This window comes from Streptomyces sp. NPDC056061 (assembly GCF_042266885.1).
Classification (GTDB): domain Bacteria; phylum Actinomycetota; class Actinomycetes; order Streptomycetales; family Streptomycetaceae; genus Streptomyces.
This window is the reverse complement of record NZ_JBHJWQ010000013.1, coordinates 70,105-87,043: the sequence shown is the minus strand read 5'-3', so window position 1 is coordinate 87,043 and position 16,939 is coordinate 70,105. Positions and strand designations below refer to the sequence as shown.

11 protein-coding genes and 1 pseudogene are annotated in these 16,939 nt (G+C 71.5%); 3 read left to right on the top strand and 9 right to left on the bottom strand.

Going from position 1 to position 16,939, the window contains the following annotated elements; translation table 11 throughout:
• Positions 1 to 94 precede the first annotated feature (94 nt).
• Entirely contained in the window at positions 95 to 2,254 is a 2,160-nt protein-coding gene (locus tag ACFC79_RS19790; RefSeq protein ID WP_376241800.1) for a RecQ family ATP-dependent DNA helicase, read from the bottom strand.
• A gap of 466 nt (positions 2,255 to 2,720) precedes the next feature.
• Here ACFC79_RS19790 and ACFC79_RS19785 point away from each other — a divergent pair, with 466 nt between their 5' ends.
• Complete coding sequence (locus tag ACFC79_RS19785; RefSeq protein ID WP_376241798.1) at positions 2,721 to 3,362, top strand: hypothetical protein; 642 nt, start codon at positions 2,721 to 2,723, stop codon at positions 3,360 to 3,362.
• 63 nt (positions 3,363 to 3,425) lie between these two features.
• Here ACFC79_RS19785 and ACFC79_RS19780 read toward each other — a convergent pair whose 3' ends face one another.
• The 6 genes and pseudogenes from ACFC79_RS19780 to ACFC79_RS19755 all read right to left on the bottom strand — a co-directional run bounded on the left by ACFC79_RS19780 (position 3,426) and on the right by ACFC79_RS19755 (position 10,805).
• On the bottom strand, positions 3,426 to 4,079 hold the full coding sequence (locus ACFC79_RS19780; RefSeq protein WP_376241947.1) for a hypothetical protein: 654 nt from the start codon (positions 4,077 to 4,079) through the stop codon (positions 3,426 to 3,428).
• Between the two features lie 24 nt (positions 4,080 to 4,103).
• Positions 4,104 to 4,814 carry a ribonuclease HII gene (locus ACFC79_RS19775; RefSeq protein WP_376241796.1) on the bottom strand — a complete coding sequence of 237 codons (711 nt, stop codon included), beginning with the start codon at positions 4,812 to 4,814 and terminating at the stop codon, positions 4,104 to 4,106.
• A 250-nt stretch (positions 4,815 to 5,064) separates the two neighbouring features.
• Positions 5,065 to 6,762: pseudogene (locus tag ACFC79_RS19770) on the bottom strand (DUF4153 domain-containing protein); the annotation flags it as partial.
• A gap of 476 nt (positions 6,763 to 7,238) precedes the next feature.
• A complete protein-coding gene (locus tag ACFC79_RS19765) occupies positions 7,239 to 8,150 on the bottom strand; it encodes an ADP-ribosylglycohydrolase family protein (RefSeq protein ID WP_376241794.1) in 912 nt (303 codons plus the stop codon).
• A 12-nt stretch (positions 8,151 to 8,162) separates the two neighbouring features.
• A complete protein-coding gene (locus ACFC79_RS19760; protein WP_376241792.1) occupies positions 8,163 to 8,822 on the bottom strand; it encodes a histidine phosphatase family protein in 660 nt (219 codons plus the stop codon).
• A gap of 372 nt (positions 8,823 to 9,194) precedes the next feature.
• Positions 9,195 to 10,805 (bottom strand): ABC-F family ATP-binding cassette domain-containing protein, encoded by a 1,611-nt coding sequence (locus ACFC79_RS19755; RefSeq protein ID WP_376241790.1) that lies wholly within the window; start codon positions 10,803 to 10,805, stop codon positions 9,195 to 9,197.
• Positions 10,806 to 11,003: 198 nt separating this feature from the next.
• Between ACFC79_RS19755 and ACFC79_RS19750 the strand changes: the two genes are divergently transcribed.
• Positions 11,004 to 11,693: a TetR-like C-terminal domain-containing protein gene (locus ACFC79_RS19750; protein ID WP_376241788.1), complete on the top strand. Its 690-nt coding sequence runs from the start codon at positions 11,004 to 11,006 to the stop codon at positions 11,691 to 11,693.
• Positions 11,694 to 11,714: 21 nt separating this feature from the next.
• Here the strand turns inward: ACFC79_RS19750 and ACFC79_RS19745 are convergent, their stop codons facing one another.
• Complete coding sequence (locus ACFC79_RS19745) at positions 11,715 to 12,320, bottom strand: DUF4937 domain-containing protein (protein ID WP_376241786.1); 606 nt, start codon at positions 12,318 to 12,320, stop codon at positions 11,715 to 11,717.
• 330 nt (positions 12,321 to 12,650) lie between these two features.
• Here ACFC79_RS19745 and ACFC79_RS19740 point away from each other — a divergent pair, with 330 nt between their 5' ends.
• Positions 12,651 to 13,187: a TerD family protein gene (locus ACFC79_RS19740; protein ID WP_376241784.1), complete on the top strand. Its 537-nt coding sequence runs from the start codon at positions 12,651 to 12,653 to the stop codon at positions 13,185 to 13,187.
• Positions 13,188 to 13,962: 775 nt separating this feature from the next.
• On the opposite strand, the gene ACFC79_RS19735 is transcribed toward ACFC79_RS19740, so the two are convergent.
• Positions 13,963 to 16,854 carry a vitamin B12-dependent ribonucleotide reductase gene (locus tag ACFC79_RS19735; protein ID WP_376241782.1) on the bottom strand — a complete coding sequence of 964 codons (2,892 nt, stop codon included), beginning with the start codon at positions 16,852 to 16,854 and terminating at the stop codon, positions 13,963 to 13,965.
• Positions 16,855 to 16,939: the final 85 nt, after the last annotated feature.

Genomic DNA, 16,939 nt, shown 5'->3' with positions numbered 1-16,939 from the left:
CGGCAGGCGTGTCAAAGGCCGACACCGGCTCGGGCACCGGCGCACCGGCTCCCCGGTGCGCCGCTGCCCGTCCGCTGACGGCGGGCGGGGCGGTTCAGCCCGCCGCGGCGAGGACCAACGGAAGCACGCGCTCGGCACCGGCCCGACGGAGCATGCGGGCGGCGACCGCGAGGGTCCAGCCGGAGTCGGTGCGGTCGTCCACGAGCAGGACCGGTCCACGGGTACGGGCCAGGGCACCGGCCAGCTCCTCCGGGACGGTGAAGGCGCCACAGAGCGCCCTGAGCCGTTGGGCGGAGTTGCTGCGCCGCGCCGCGTGCGCACCGTCCGGCCCGGTGTACGCCAGGCTTCCCAGCAGGGGAAGGCGGCCGACGCCCGCGATGCCCTCGGCGAGGGAACCGACAAGCCGCGGACGGGTCAGGGACGGTACCGCGACGACTCCCACCGGCCGAGCGGAGGCGTCCGGCGCGTCCGGGGCCCAGCCGCCCGGGGAGCGCGCCCAGTCGGCGAGGACGGCCACCGCGGCTTTCAGGACGTCGTCGGGGACCGGGCCGTCGGGTGCGTTCTCGGCGAGCAGGGGGCGCAGCCGGTTGCCCCAGCCGATGTCCGAGAGACGTCCGAGGGCGCGTCCGGTGGCGCACTGCTCACCCGCCGGGATCCGTCCCTTGAGGCCGATGCCCAGGGCCGGCATGCCCGTGGGCCACATACGGCGCGGGTCGATCTCCACGCCCGGACGGTCCAGTTCCTCGGCCGCCCCTGCCAGCGCCTCCGTCGAGACCGAGAAATCGATCCAGGCACCGGCGCAGTTGTCGCACCGGCCGCACGGGGCCGCGCCCTCGTCGTCCAGCTGTCGGCGGAGGAACTCCATCCGGCACCCGTCCGTGTCGACGTAGTCGCGCATCGCCTGTCGCTCGGCCGCCCGCTGCCGGGCCACCCACGCATACCGTTCCGTGTCGTACGTCCAGGGCCGTCCGGTGCTCTCCCAGCCGCCCTTCACCCGGCGGACCGCGCCGTCCACGTCGAGGACCTTGAGCATCGTCTCCAGCCGGGTGCGGCGGAGGTCCACCGCCGCTTCCAGCGCCGGTACGGACATCGGCCGTGCCGCGTCGGCGAGGGCGGCGAGGGTCTGCCGGACCTGCGCCTCGGGCGGGAAGGCCGTGTCGGCGAAGTAGCGCCAGATCGCCTCGTCCTCCTTGCCGGGCAGCATCAGCACCTCGGCGTGCTCCACGCCCCGGCCGGCGCGGCCGACCTGCTGGTAGTAAGCGATCGGGGAGGACGGGGAGCCGAGGTGGATCACGAAGCCCAGGTCCGGCTTGTCGAATCCCATGCCCAGCGCGGAGGTCGCCACCAGCGCCTTGACCCGGTTCCCCTGGAGGTCGGCCTCGGCCTGGAGCCGGTCGGCGTTCTCCGTCCGGCCGGTGTAGGGGGCCACGTCGAAGCCCCGCTGCCGCAGGAACGCGGTGGCCTCCTCGGCGGCGGCGACGGTGAGGGTGTAGATGATCCCGGACCCGGGCACCTCGTTCAGGTGCTCGGCCAGCCAGGCGAGCCGGTGCGCGGCGTCGGGCAGCCTGACCACGCCGAGCCGCAGGCTCTCCCGCTCCAGCGAGCCGCGCAGCACCAGGGCCTCACCGGCGCCGGTTCCCAGTTGCTCGGCGACATCCGCGGTGACCCGCGCGTTGGCGGTCGCCGTGGTGGCCAGCACCGGCACGCCGGGCGCGAGGTCGCCGAGCATCGATCGCAGGCGACGGTAGTCCGGGCGGAAGTCGTGGCCCCAGTCGGAGATGCAGTGCGCCTCGTCGACCACCAGCAGACCGGTCGTGGCCGCGAGCTTCGGGAGCACCTGCTCGCGGAAGTCCACGGAGTTGAGCCGTTCCGGACTCACCAGGAGGACGTCGGTCCCCCCGCGCTCGACCTCCTCGTAGATGGCCCCCCATTCCTCCGGGTTCGCCGAGTTGATGGTGCGCGCCCGGATGCCCGCCCGTTCGGCCGCCTCGACCTGGTTGCGCATCAGCGCCAGCAGCGGCGAGACGATGACCGTCGGCCCCGACCCACGCCGCCGCAACAGGGCCGTGGCGACGAAGTACACCGCCGACTTGCCCCAGCCGGTGCGCTGCACGACCAGCGCACGCCGACGTTCCCGCACCAGAGCCGCCACGGCCTGCCACTGGTCTTCCCGCAGCTGCGCCGAGCCTCCCGGGGCGCCGACGAGTTCGGCGAGAACGGCATCGGCTTCGGCGCGGAGGTCCTGGGTGTCCATGCCCCCATGCAACCTGATGCGGGGGACCGACGGCCAGCTCACCCAGTGTGACGCCGCGCTCGCGTCCCCGCGCCGCCGGGCACCCGACCGGTGCCACCCCCGGGCCGCGCCCGGCCCGGCCGGACCCGAGGGCCGTGACGGCGTACGAGAGTTCCCGGTCCCGGCCGCGCGGGCGCGGCCGCGGCCGGTGCGCAAGGGATGTTTCCGCTGGTCCTCACCGTTCGCATGGTCCTCACCGTCCGCACGGGACGGAATGCGCCACCCGGGCTGGAGGTGGGCAGGGATATCGGAGTCATTCCCGTACATTCCCGTCGGCCGAGCCGATTGCTCGTTGCCGCCCGCCGATGTGCCAGGAAGAATTGGACTCGCTTCCCGCACAGCCGTTCCCCCGCGGGGAACACCTGTGCCCCGGCGCGCCCCCACTCGTCCCTGCCCGCCTCGTGGGCGCGTATGCGAAGGGAGGACCGTGACCTTCGGATTCATCCCGTCCGCGACCACCTCGGTGTCGGCGCCGACCGCGTCCGCCGTCCCCGCCAACCGCCTTGCCAGAATGCTCGAACCGGCCGAGTGGGCCGAGGCGGGTATCCCCCTGCTGCGCAGCCCCCGCGAGGTCGTCGGCGGGCTGTGCGCCCGGCACCGGCCGGCACCGGAAACCGCCGTGGTCGCCGTGCTGGATCACGAGGAACGCCTCGTCGCCAGTGCCTCGTTCGCCCGCGGTACCACGGCCGCCGACGGCTGGGAGTTCCGCAACGCCCTGCTGGCGCGTCTGCGCCGGGTCGTACCGCACGACCTCCGCCGCCGCACCCCGGTCCGTACCGCCGTCCTGCTCTACTGCCGTGAGGGCGACGCGCGTTGGACGGAGGAGGACGGGGCGTGGATGTGGGGACTGCGGGACGCCTGCACACTGCACGGCCTGCGATGCGGCGCGTACATCACGCTGACCCGTGACGGCTGGCGGGTACTGGGCGAGGGCCGTGGCGGCCGGCGGCCCAGTGCCGTGTCCGGGCCGCCCGCCCCCTCCGGCACCGTGCTCGGCTCCGGCCCAACGCCGCCGGTGCGCAGCGGCGGCGGAGCGGCCCGGACACCACGTCATACGGCGGCACGCTGAACGACGGCCGTGGTGCCCCGGCCGCCCGTCGGACAGCGGAGGCACCACCGCCTGCGTGTCGGCTCAGACGCCGGCGCCGAGCACCGCGTTGATCCGCTCCGGATCGCCGCACACGATCATCAGGGCGCCCGCCCGCGCGCGGGCGCCGGACAACGCGGCGGCGACGCCGTCACCGCCGTCGTTGACCGCGACGACGACCACGGGACGGGGCCTCAACCGATCGGCGGCCTCGGCACGGGCGAAGAAGACGTCCTCCCCGGCCTCGTGCTGAGCCCAGTAGGCGGTCTCGCCGAAGGACAGCTCGTGCGCGGCCCACGGGTGGTCGTCACCGGTGGTGAGCACCAGGATGTCGCCCGGTGCCCGCCCGGAGTCGAGCAGCAGGTCCACCGCCTCGTCGGCGGCGTCGAGCGCACCACCGGCCGAGGCGGGGATCAGCTGGATCTGTGGTGCGGAACGATTCTCCTGACGGGCCGTCTGCGACGCGCCGGAGGTGGGTTGCGGGCGCTGCGCGGGGGGCGCGGGCCGCGCGGGGCCGGGACCCGGACGACCGGGGCGCGGCGTGGCCGCTGAACGCGGGCCGGGTACGGGACGGGGGGTCGACGCGGTGCGGCCTGCGGCCGGAGTGGCGCGGGGACCCTGGGCGCTCTCGTGAATCTGAGGCTCCTCGGGATGAGAGGCATGGGTGGTTGTCGGTGCGTGCGCCGACCCGTGAGGGATCGGCGTACGGGCGCGTGTGCGTGGTCAGAAGTCGAAGCCGAGTTGGCCCCCGCTTTCCAGTGCGGCCGCCTCGGCGGAGATACGGACCTTCTTGAGGTGCTGCCACCTGGGCAGCCCGTCGAGGTAGGACCACGAGAGGCGGTGGTGGGGTGTGGGACCCAGCTCCGCCAGAGCGGCCTTGTGCACGGGCGATGGATAGCCGGCATTGGTACCGAAGTCGAATGCTGCGTACTCGCCGGAATCCGCGCCGAGTTCGGCCATCAACGCGTCCCGTCGGACCTTCGCGATCACCGAAGCCGCCGCGACCGCGATACAGGACTGGTCGCCCTTGATCACGGTGCGGACCTGCCAGGGCTGTCCCAGGTAGTCGTGCTTGCCGTCGAGTATCACCGCGTCGGGCCGCACCGGGAGGCCCTCCAGGGCGCGCACCGCCGCGAGCCGCAGTGCCGCTGTCATTCCCAGGTCGTCGATCTCCTGCGGAGAGGCGTCCCCCACCGCGAACTCGGTGACCCAGTTCTCCAGCAACGGGGCCAGCTCCGCGCGACGCCTGGCGCTGATGAGCTTGGAGTCGGTGAGCCCGGCGGGAGGTCTGCGGAGGCCGGTGACGGCCGCACACACGGTGACCGGTCCCGCCCATGCTCCGCGTCCGACCTCGTCGACACCGGCGACGATCTTGGCACCGGTCGTGGCGCGCAATGAGCGCTCGACGGTATGCGTGGGTGGTTCGTACGGCATGGCGCCTGTCAGCGTACGCCGATGGGGACGTCGGCAACACCCCGGGGGCGCCTGACGACCGCCCCCGGGCCCGCGCCGTGCCGAGGTGCGGCGACGCGACCGTCGTGGACCCCCGGCGCCGCGGCCGCGCGGGGGTTCGTCGACGCCGCTCCGGTGCGGCGGGTACGGCGGCGCGCACGACCCCGTCCCGCCCCGGACGCCTCCGGATCAGCGCGAGGCGGGAACCAGGTCGCCGCGGGATTCCTCGTAGCCCCGATCGCCGTCCACGCCGCTCGTGCGCACGGCCTCGCACGCGCTCTCCGGCGCCTTCAATCCCCCGCTTCCGCAGGATGTCCCGGGCCCGTGCCTCGCCCAGACTCGTGGCGTACCAGGGCGAGTCCGAGGTGCGCAGCGAGCGTTCGATCTCCGCCAGGGCACAGGAGCGCAGTGGTTCGCGCAGGGTATCCAGTGCCGGAACGGCGTCGGCGGACAGGCCGCGGAGGTAGCGGACGCCGATCGCGTGGTCGTCGCGGTAGCGCTGGACGTTCTGTTCCGCGATCAACCCGTCGGGCGAGACGAGCCCTAACGCGAGCACGCCCACGGCCGCGCTCGCGGCGACGGCGCGCGGCAGCAGCCGCGGACCGAACGCGCCGACCATCGTGATCAGGACGAGCACGACGCCCAGCCAGAGTTCCACCGCGGCCACAGAGATACGCAGCCGTGTCAGGCCGTACGCGTCGACGTACAGGTCCATGCGCCGCAGCGCGGACGCCACGACGACGAGCGTGAGCAGGCACAGCGGTCCGAGGACGCCCCGCACGAGCGTGCGGTCCCCGGCCCGTCCCCGGGGAGCCGATCGCAGGGCGAGTCCGATGACCAGCAGGGTCAGAACCGCGGCCCAGAGGAGCTGCCAGAAACCCTGCCGCGCGTACGCGGAGTGGCTGAGGTGGGTCGACGCCATCACCTTGTCGTAACCCCCGAGCAGCACCGCGAGCTGGACGGCGACGAAGGCGGCGAACAGCAGATTCAGCACGATGAGCGGCAGTGCCCACTCCAGCCGTGCGCGCGCCTTCCCGGGGCGGACCGTGATGCCGTCCCAGTGCACCGGCGCGGCGGCGGCGTACGCGGCGGCGAGGGCCCCGACCAGGCCGACCGCGAAGAGCAGCACCCGCCAGGGGCTGCCGCCCAGCGAGGCGTCCGGGACGAGCTTGCCGAGCACATCGGCGAAGGCGGCGTCGGCGCTCGCGAACAGCGTGCCGAACACGATGAGCAGGACGGCCGCCACGGCGGTGCCGCGGAGCACGACGCCCCATCGGCCCCGGGAACCCGCCATTCTCTCTCGCACGCCCCGTCCGCCCCAGGCCAGAGCGCCTGCGACGGAGCTGAACAGTCCCAGCGAGCCGAGGAACATCCCGAGCCGGCTGCGACTGCCGTGCAGGGCGAGCGAACCCAGCGCGACGGCCGACACGACAGCGAGGAAGGTCGGCCATCCGGCGTCCCGCAGGGCCGGTACGACGAGAAGTGCCAGGCCGCCGACCGACCAGACCGCCGTCCACGGGCGCAGGCGCCGTCCGGCCGGGCGTGCGGCGAAGAAGGCCGCGAGGGCCGCCGGGACCGCGACGATCAGCAGGTTCACGCCGAGGCCGTCGCCCAGCAGCAGCGCGCTGAGCACCGCAGTGGCCAGAACGGCGCCGAGGACCGCGCCCCGGACGGGTCCGGGCTCGGCCGGACGCAGCCGCTCGGCCGCGGACGGACCGGCGCCGGTCCGTCGGGGCCGGGCCGGGGGCTGCGGCACGCTCCGTCGGGCGTAGGCCGGCACCTTCGGAGGTTCGGCAACGACGCCGCCACCGGACTCCGGCGACGGTGCCCCGGACGGTCCGGGCTCCCCCGGTGCGGTGGCCTTCCCCTGCGGCCCGGATCCGCCGGGGCTGTCGTCCGGCCGGGATGTCTGTGACGCGTGATCGGACATGGGACCCCTCGCTCACCGAGGTCCGCGCACCGCCGCCGGGCGGCACGGGCACTCCTCGGCTTCTCATTTCGGTGCACGCCCGCCGGGACGATCAACGGGGGCAGCGGCCGAAAGGCCAGCTGCCCGCTCCTCCTCCCCATGCGTACGAGGGGGTGCTGTGGCGGGTCCGTGACAGACGGACGGACCGCCTCCGCCGAGCCGCCCGGCCGCACCACCGCTTTCGGCCCGGGGCGCAGGAGGGGGTGGATCGGTGGGCGGCGAGCGGCGTCACGCGTCTTCGCACCCGAGGCGGAGGAGGAAGTGGGGGTGACGGGGCGGATGCGGCCTCCGCTGTTCGAGCGGAGCCGGGAACGTGGGGAACCGCGCGACCGGCGACAACGCGGGAGACAAGGTCGCAGGGCATCCGGAGCCCACTCCCTCTTGCTCCTCCGGCCGTTGGTCGCACGAACCGGCCCACGTCGCGCCGGGCGGTGTCCTCAGGCCGGACGGCACGGGAGCCAGTTTGGAAGTTGCTCCGTCCGCGCCGACCAGTCGGCGGGCGGCGTGCCGGCCCGGTGCGAGGCGACGATCCCGCCGACGATCGCGCAGGTGGTGTCGACGTCCCCGCCCGCCGCGGCCGTGTTCCAGAATGCCTGCTCGAAATCGCCGAGATTGCGTGCCGCGGACCAGAGTGCGAAGGGGACGGTGTCGTGCGCGCTGGTACGCCGTCCGTTGCCGAGCACCGCGGCGACCGTCCCCGCGTCGTCGTAGTCGAGCATGTCGCGTGCCCGGCGCAGTCCGGCACCGACCGCGCTGCGCGGCACGAGAGCGATCACGCCGTCGAGGAGCTCCTCCGGGGTGGGCGGCCCGGCACTCGCCGCAGCCAGCGAGGCAGCGGCCGCGACGGCCATCGCGCCCACGACCGCTTCCCGGTGCTGGTGCGTGGTGTACGAGGAGATCTCGGCCTGGTGCGTGGCCTGCTCCGGGTCGTCGGCGTACCAGGCCCCGAGCGGGGCGATGCGCATCGACGAGCCGTTGCCCCAGGAGCCCTGCCCCCTGAACAGTGCGGAGGCCAGTTCCCGCCAGTCGCCGCCTTCGCGCACCAACCTGAGCAGCCGGTTGACGGCCGGACCGTAGCCCCGGTCGAAGTCGTGGTGCGTCGCGAAGGAATGAGCCAGCGCGTCCTGGTCGATCCGCCCGTGCACCGCGAGAACGGCCAGTACCGACGAGGCCATCTCGGTGTCGTCCGTCCACGGCCAGGGGCCGGGCGGCAGTCCACGAAGCTTCAGGAGGGGATAGTTGACGGGCACGAAGAACTGGGATCCCAGTGCGTCCCCCACTGCCAGTCCGCGCAGGCTGGCCAGGGCACGTTCGAAGCGTTGATCAAAAACTGCGTCTGCGGTCGTCATCGCCCTTCCACTCTATCCGGTGATGCCGTACGGCTCGGGGGTTCGCCAGCGGTCGAACGGCCGGTCAAGGGTGTAGCGCCCGTCCTCCCCGAGTGTCAGCGTCCGGGTCTCCCCGTTGCCGGGATTGGACAGCGACTCGAACTCGGCGACGGACCAGTGGAACCAGCGCATGCAGAACAGACGCATGGTCAGTCCGTGCGTGACCAGCAGGACGTTCGGCGGGTGGTCGGGGGCTTCGAAACTGCGGTAGAGACTCTCCAGGAAGGCTCCGACCCGGTCGTACACGTCGGCCCCGGACTCCCCCTGCGCGAAGCGGTAGAAGAAGTGGCCGTAGGCGTCCCGGTACTCCTTCTGCAGCCGCACGTCGTCCTGGTCCTGCCAGTTTCCCCAGTCCTGCTCGCGCAGTCGCGGCTCCTCCCTGACCCGTACCCGCTCCAGGTCCAGTCCGAGCGACCGGAACGTCTCGTGCGTGCGGCGGTAGGGCGAGACGTATACGCTGACCCGTTCCGTGCCGAACATCTCGCGCAGCCGCACCCCCGTCTCCCTTGCCTGCCGAAGCCCCGTCGACGTGAGCCTCAGCGCGTGGTCCGGCCGGCGCTCGTACACCGTGTCGTCTGCGTTGCCCTCGGATTCCCCGTGCCGGACGAGGACGATGCGTTGCGGTCGTGCCATGGTTCGACCCTACGGCGTGTCCGAAATCCCCGGCAGGCGCGAGGTGAGAGCTCCGGCACCGCCCCGCCGGACCCCCCATCCACCGGACCCCTGATCCACCCGACTCCGATCTGCCGGACTCCCGCTCGCGCTCCGCATATGGGCGCCCCTCCGCCCTGCGGCGCACCGCACAGGCCCATGCCCCGTGCGTGCGGCCGAGCCGGGACCGGGAGGAGGGCCCGACGCCGCCCACCCGCCCGCCCGGCGGACAGACAGATGGGCAGACGGACAGCAGGCAGACAAGCAAACAGCGTGCGGACGGACAACGACCCCGTCGGCCGCGGTTCAACCGACCCGGTCGGCGGTGGTTCAGCCAGCCCGGTAGGCCGCGGTTCAGTCGAGCAGCCGTCCCGACTCCATCCGGCGGACGTCGCCGCGGAAGCGGCTGCGCAGCGACCGGTCGTGGGAGACCACCACCAGGGCGCCCGGCCAGTGGTCCAGTGCCTCCTCCAGTTCCTGTACGAGTCCGAGGGCCAGATGGTTGGCCGGCTCGTCGAGCAGCAGCAGGTCCGCGGGGTCGGCAAGCAGTCGGGCGAGAGCGAGCCGTCTGCGCTGCCCGGCGGAAAGTGACCCGACGGGCACGTGGAGGTCCCGGGGCCGGAACAGCCCGTACGAGAGGAGCCGTTCCTCCTTCTCGTCGTCGGTCAGCGGCAGCCCCCGCCCGAACGCCGCCAGCACCCGCTCCTCCGGTCGGTGCACCGGTGTCTCCTGCGCAAGAAATCCGATTCCGCCGCGCCGGACCACACGTCCCTCGTCCGGTTCGAGCACGCCCGCCATGACTCGGAGAAGAGTGGACTTCCCCGCCCCGTTGGGGCCATGGACGAGCAGTCTCTCGCCCGCGGCGACGGAGAGCCGGTCGACCGCGAAGCGGTCGCCGACCCGTATACCCGTGAGCGACACCAGTTCTCCGTCGGTCACACCGATTCCGGGGCGGGCCGCGAAGCGCAGCGGGTCCGGCGGCCGAAGGACAGGATGGTCTCTCAGTCGCTCCAGGCGTTTGCGGGCATTGCGGATCCGCGCGGACGCCGATGCCTGGACCCGGCCTCCCGCCCGGTCGTACGCCATCTTGTTGTTGTCCTTGATGCCGCGGTCCGCGGCGACCGTGCGAGCCGTGGTGGACGTGTACGCCTCCAGCTGCGCGGTCTCCTCGCGCCACTGCGTGTAGGACTGCTCCCAGCGCTGCCGCACGGCGCTCCGCTCGCGGAGGAATCCCGCGTACCCGCCCCCGTGGCGGACGACCGTCCGACGATCGGCGTCGACCTCCAGAACAGCTGTGGCCACGCGCTCCAGGAACGTCCGGTCGTGCGACACGGCGACCACCGTGCCGACGTGGGACAGCAGGGCGCCCTCCAGCCAGTCGAGGGCGGTTCCGTCCAGATGGTTGGTGGGTTCGTCGAGCAGCACCACCTCGGGAGACGACGCGATCAGGCAGGCGAGTGCGAGCCGGGCCTGCTCACCGCCGGAAAGGCTTCCCCGCGCCCTGCCGGGTCCGATGTGTGCCAGACCGAGACCGTGCATCGCCTTGTCGACGCGCGCGTCCGCCTCGTAGCCCCCGCGCAGCTCGAACGCGGTGAGCAGTTCTCCGTAGGCGGCGAGCGCGGTGCCGTCCGCCGTGTGCAGTTCCGTCTCGGCGCTTCTCAGCTTCCGCTCGATGGCGCGCAGCTCCGACAGCGCGTCGTCGATGACGTTCTGGACCGTACTGTCGGGCGGCAGCTCCGGTGTCTGGTCAAGGAGTGCCGTGCCGCCGTCCGCAGCCGTGAACGAGCCGCCGGAATCGGGCTTGTCGAGACCGGCGAGAAGGCGGAGGAGAGTGGTCTTGCCCGCCCCGTTCTCCCCCACGATGCCGATCCGTTCGCCGGGGCGCACGGTCAGCGACACATCGTCGAACAACAACCTGTCACCGCGCGTCACTGTCACGTCATGGAGTGAGATCTGCGTGGGCATGGGCACCTCCGGACTCGTACGGCCGACGGACGTCAACGGCATCGACACCTGCGACGACCGGTGCGGGAACCCCGGAAGACCCGGACGAACCACGATCAACCTCAAACGCAACCATCATCGCATTAAGGCGAGTGTGGCACACTGGATCGCACTAACGCAACAGACGTCGCAATTGAATGAACGAGAGGTGATTCCGGCATGGAGCGGGACGAGACCGCGCCGGCACTGGGGAGGAACGCGCAGCAGGCGGACGCACCATCGCCCGCCACCGCCCCGGGTACGCGGCGGCCGGGCGGCCGGACGGCCCGCACCCGGGCCGCAGTCCGCGACGCCGTCCTCGGCGGCCTGGTCGAACTGGGCTATCCGGGGCTGTCCGTCGAATACGTCGCGGAACGCTCCGGCATCCACAGAACGACGCTCTACCGGCGCTGGGGAAACCTCGAAGGGCTGCTCGTGGACGCCCTGGACCTGGCCGGCGAGGACAGCTGGACACCGCCGGACACCGGAAGCATCGAGGGCGACCTGCGCGCCCTCGCGCGCATGACCGCCGCCACGTTCACCGACGCGGCCGCGGCGGCCGCGCCGACCGCGGTCATCGCGGCCGCGTTCCAGTCCGAGCGCGCCGCCGACGCACTGCGCGCGTTCTACGAGGAAAGGTTCGCCCGGTGCGAGGTCATCGTCGCGCGTGCCGTCGCCCGTCGGGAACTGGACCGGAATCCGGATGCCGGGGCCCTGGTCAGGGCGGTGGTCTCGCCGCTGTTCCTGAAGCTGTTCATCACGCGCGAACCCGTCGGCGAACAGCAGGCCGACCAGGCCGCCGACATGGCGCTGGCCGCCGCCCGGGCAGGCGTCTTCGACATTCCGCCGACGTCGGCCGGGGCGGTGTGACCGGACTGCGGTCCCAGCCGGTCACACCGTCCAGGACGGTTCGAGCCGAACGACGTCGCCCGCCACCGCCGCCACGTCGTCCTCGATTCCGGTCCGCTCCGTCAACCGCTCGATGCTGCCCGCACGGTACTTGCCGCGCTCGGCACTCGACTGCCACATCGACAACACGAGGAACTCGTTCCCCGGCGCCTCCCCGAAGACCCCCCGCAGCATGCCCGGCGAACCGGCCATCGCCGGATTCCACACCCGTTCCTGCATCAGCGCGAAGTGTTCGACCCGGTCCTCGTGCACCTTGCTGTGGGCCACCCTGACGACATCGGCGTCCGTGAAGCGCGGCTCGAAACCGGTCTTCACGTCGAAGCGGTACTCGAACAGCTTGACCTGGATGCTGCTGTACGTGCCGGCCTGCGCTGCCGCCTGCTGGTCGTGTGCGCGCGCCATGAACGAGTCGTAGAAGACACGGTTCTCCCAGAACGCGAAGACATGGGCCACGTCGGGATGCCCTCGGCTCCACCCGCCGCCCTGTCCCCTGAATCCCGGCTCTCCCAGCAGCCTCGCCCACTTTCGTTGTTCCCGTTCAAACCCTCGTCGGTCCACCACGGTGCAACGAATCCACTTGACCAGCACCGCGCCATCGTACGGTGCTCACCGTCCCCGCGGTCACGCCCCGGCGCAGTCAGCTCGAACCCGCCGCCCCGGAAGCGGTGTTCGCGCACGGCCGCACCGCCGCCGCATCAACCGGGCACGGTCCGGACCGCGTTCGGAGACGACTCGTACGCCGGGCACGTATCCACCGCCCGCAGGGCATGTCCCACAGCACGCGGGCCGGAGGAACCGGCGGAAGTGGCCCGATTCCGCCACTCGCGGCCAACCCGGTTGGTTCCGCGGCCGGTTGCCGAGATGATCGAGTGGTAAAAACGCCCTGCGGCCCAGCGGCGAACCAAGGAGGGAAGTCCGATGAGCACGCCCAACAAGGACATCGAGAAGGCCGAAGTCAGGCTCAAATGGGATCCCAGCCCGCCCGGAGCCCCCGACCACGACCTCGACATCATCGCGGGAACCTACACCGCGGACGCCCCCTACGGGAGCCCCGCCTACCTCGTGCACTTCGACAGCCGCTCGCCGGACGGCACCATCAATCTCAATCGCGACAGCACGACGGGGCAGGGCTTCGGCTTCGACGAGGTCATGACCCTCGAACTGAGCCGACTGTCGGACAGCTATGCGCGCGTCGTCGTCGGGGTCGCGATTCAGCAGCGCGACGGCCGTAAGACGTTCGGTGAGGTGGCGAACACCGGAGTGCAGGTCCGGGAGGGCTACACCAGCCTCTCGGAGGAGGACTTCTCGGCGGTGGGCGACGCCACGGCGGCGACAGTCGCCGAGTTCGTCCGCGCTTCCTCCGGAGTGTGGGAGTTTCGCACCATGGTCCGGGGCTTCGACGGCGATCCCGGATCGTTCGCCGCGGCGATGGGGAGCCGCGCGCCCGGCGCGTGACACCTCGTCCGCCGCAGGACGACCACGCCCGGCCCGTGGTGGCTCGCCCGCCGCGTGCGGGGCCCGGTCCTCCGAGCAATGCCCCGCCGGGCATGGCTCGGCATCCGCGCGAGCATCGCCGGATCGCTCCCGCCCCTGCCGTGGGCTGCCCGCGGGTCCGCGAACCGGCCGGGACACGAAGGGGGACGGCCACCGACCGGTCCCTCGTGAGCCTGTGGCCGACTGCGCGCGGGTTCCGCCGGACGAGAGGTCCGGGGGAACCCGCGTCGTACGCCGAGTGGGCGACTCATGCCGGAAGCGGCCGACGGCGAGCGGGCCGAGCACAGCCGAACGAGCACCGGCCCTCGGGCGCCTTCTGGCCGCGCAGTCGAGCACGCATCGCATCGTCCGGGCCATGCCGTCGAGGGCGCATCGCATCGTCGGGACGGCTTCCCCGCCTCCACACGACCCGCCGCACGCCCCACCTCACAACCCGCCAAGCGATCCGTCACGCGATCGACCCAACCGCCCCGAACAGACCCGTCACGTCCGAGCAGCGCCGGAGTGCCTGAGTGCCTGAGTGCCGGTGCACCGCAGCGGCCCGCTCCTCGGCGGACGCGGCCGGACCACCGCGTCCCGGTTCGGGAGCCGGCCCGCGCCGACGACCGTTACGCCGCCCGGGCCTGCGGCATGACGAAGGGGACCGGCGGAGTGCCGGTCCCCTTCGTGAGCCGCTGGTCAGCTACCCGTGCGGGCTACGTCGGACGGTGTGCGCCCGACGAGATTGCACCCGCTATCAGCTGCAGCCGCTGGTCGAGCCGCAGCCCTCGCAGATGTAGCAGGACCCGGCACGCTGCATCTTCGTGCCGCAGGAGAAGCAGAGCGGCGCGTCCGCGCTGATGCCCAGCTGCATCTCGACGAGCTCCGCCGAGGTGTGCGCCGTCTTCGCCGGCTTCTCGGCCTCCGGCACCGCGGCGACCGCCTTCAGCGGCTCCGTCCGGACCGGGGCGGACTGGGCCAGGCTCTCGACGTCCAGCTCGTCGTCCTCCAGGGAGGGCTCGTACGAACCGGTGTCGAGGTGACGCTGACGCTCCTCGGCCGAGTGGATGCCCAGCGCCGAGCGGGTCTCGAAGGGCAGGAAGTCCAGCGCGAGGCGGCGGAAGATGTAGTCGACGATCGACTGCGCCATCCGCACGTCCGGGTCGTCCGTCATACCGGCCGGCTCGAAGCGCATGTTGGTGAACTTCGAGACGTAGGTCTCCAGCGGAACGCCGTACTGCAGGCCGACCGAGACGGCGATGGAGAAGGCGTCCATCATGCCCGCGAGGGTGGAGCCCTGCTTCGACATCTTCAGGAAGACCTCGCCGAGACCGTCGTCCGGGTAGGAATTGGCGGTCATGTAGCCCTCGGCGCCGCCCACCGTGAAGGAAGTGGTGATGCCCGGACGGCCCTTGGGGAGGCGCTTGCGGACCGGGCGGTACTCGACGACCTTCTCGACCGCGGTACGGATTGTCTCCTCGGCCTTGGCCGTGACCTCCGCCTTCTCCTTCTCCTTGGTCTTCGCGGAGAGGGGCTGGCCGACCTTGCAGTTGTCGCGGTAGATGGCGAGCGCCTTGACGCCCATCTTCCACGCCTCGAAGTAGACCTCTTCGACGTCCTCGACCGTTGCCGTCTCCGGCAGGTTCACCGTCTTGGAGAGCGCGCCGGAGATCCACGGCTGGATCGCGGCCATCATCCGGACGTGGCCCATCGCGGAGATGGAGCGCTCGCCCATCGCGCAGTCGAAGACCTCGTAGTGCTCGGTCTTCAGACCGGGGGCGTCGACCACATTGCCGTGCTCGGCGATGTGCGCGACGATCGCCTCGATCTGCTCCTCCGGGTACCCCAGGCGACGCAGCGCCTGCGGAACGGTGCCGTTGACGATCTGCATCGAGCCGCCGCCGACCAGCTTCTTGAACTTGACCAGGGCGAGGTCGGGCTCCAGGCCGGTGGTGTCACAGGACATGGCGAGGCCGATGGTGCCGGTCGGAGCGATGACGGACGCCTGCGCGTTGCGGAAACCGTTCTTCGCCCCGAGGCGGATCACGTCCTGCCAGGCCTCCGTCGCCGCGGCCCAGATCGAGTTGTCCAGGTCGTCCATGTGCACGGCGGCGGCGTTGGCGTCCGCGTGCTGCTTCATGACGCGCTGGTGCGGCTCGGCGTTGCGGGCGTAGCCGTCGTACGGACCGACGATCGCGGCCAGCTCGGCGGAGCGCTTGTACGAGGTGCCGGTCATCAGCGAGGTGATGGCACCGGCGAGGGCACGGCCGCCGTCGCTGTCGTAGGCGTGGCCGGTCGCCATCAGCAGGGCGCCCAGGTTGGCGTAGCCGATGCCCAGCTGGCGGAAGGCGCGGGTGTTTTCACCGATCTTCTGGGTGGGGAAGTCGGCGAAGCAGATCGAGATGTCCATCGCGGTGATGACCAGCTCGACGACCTTCGCGAAGCGCTCGGACTCGAAGGACTGGTTGCCCTTGCCGTCGTCCTTGAGGAACTTCATGAGATTCAGCGAGGCCAGGTTGCACGAGGTGTTGTCCAGGTGCATGTACTCGCTGCACGGGTTCGACCCATTGATCCGGCCCGACTCCGGGCAGGTGTGCCAGTGGTTGATCGTGTCGTCGTACTGGATGCCCGGGTCGGCGCAGGCCCAGGCGGCCTCGGCCATCTTGCGGAAGAGGGACTTGGCCTCGACCTCTTCGATGACCTCGCCGGTCATCCGGGCGCGCAGGCCGAACTTGCCGCCCGACTCGACCGCCTTCATGAACTCGTCGTTCACGCGGACCGAGTTGTTGGCGTTCTGGTACTGGACGGACGTGATGTCGTCGCCGCCCAGGTCCATGTCGAAGCCCGCGTCGCGCAGGGCGCGGATCTTCTCCTCCTCCTTCACCTTGGTCTCGATGAAGTTCTCGATGTCGGGGTGGTCGACGTCGAGGATGACCATCTTCGCCGCACGTCGGGTGGCACCACCGGACTTGATCGTTCCGGCGGAGGCGTCGGCGCCGCGCATGAAGGAGACCGGGCCGGAGGCGTTGCCGCCGGAGGACAGCAGTTCCTTGGAGGAGCGGATGCGGGACAGGTTCAGGCCGGCCCCGGAGCCGCCCTTGAAGATCATGCCCTCTTCCTTGTACCAGTCGAGGATCGACTCCATGGAGTCGTCGACGGACAGGATGAAGCAGGCCGAGACCTGCTGCGGCTGGGGCGTGCCGACGTTGAACCACACCGGGGAGTTGAAGCTGAAGATCTGGTGCAGGAGGGCGTACGCCAGCTCGTGCTCGAAGATCTCGGCGTCCGCGGGGGAGGCGAAATAGGCGTGGTCCTCGCCGGCCTTGCGGTACGTCTTCACGATCCGGTCGATGAGCTGCCGCAGACCGGTCTCGCGCTGCGGGGTGCCGACGGCCCCGCGGAAGTACTTGCTGGTGACGATGTTGACCGCGTTCACCGACCAGAAGTCGGGGAACTCGACGCCACGCTGCTCGAAGTTGATCGAACCGTCGCGCCAGTTGGTCATGACGACGTCACGGCGCTCCCAGACCACCTCGTCGTACGGATGCACGCCGGGGGTGGTGTGGACACGCTCGATGCGCAGACCCTTGCTCGCCTTGGAACCCTTGGCGCGGGAACCTCGTGCCGGGCCGCTCGCCGTCTCTGTCATGCCGCCTCCCATATGTGGGCAAAAACGCCCTGAAGTGCCCAGAACTTCCCGGGGCACAGTCTGTCTCTGCTGCTCCGGACGCCAC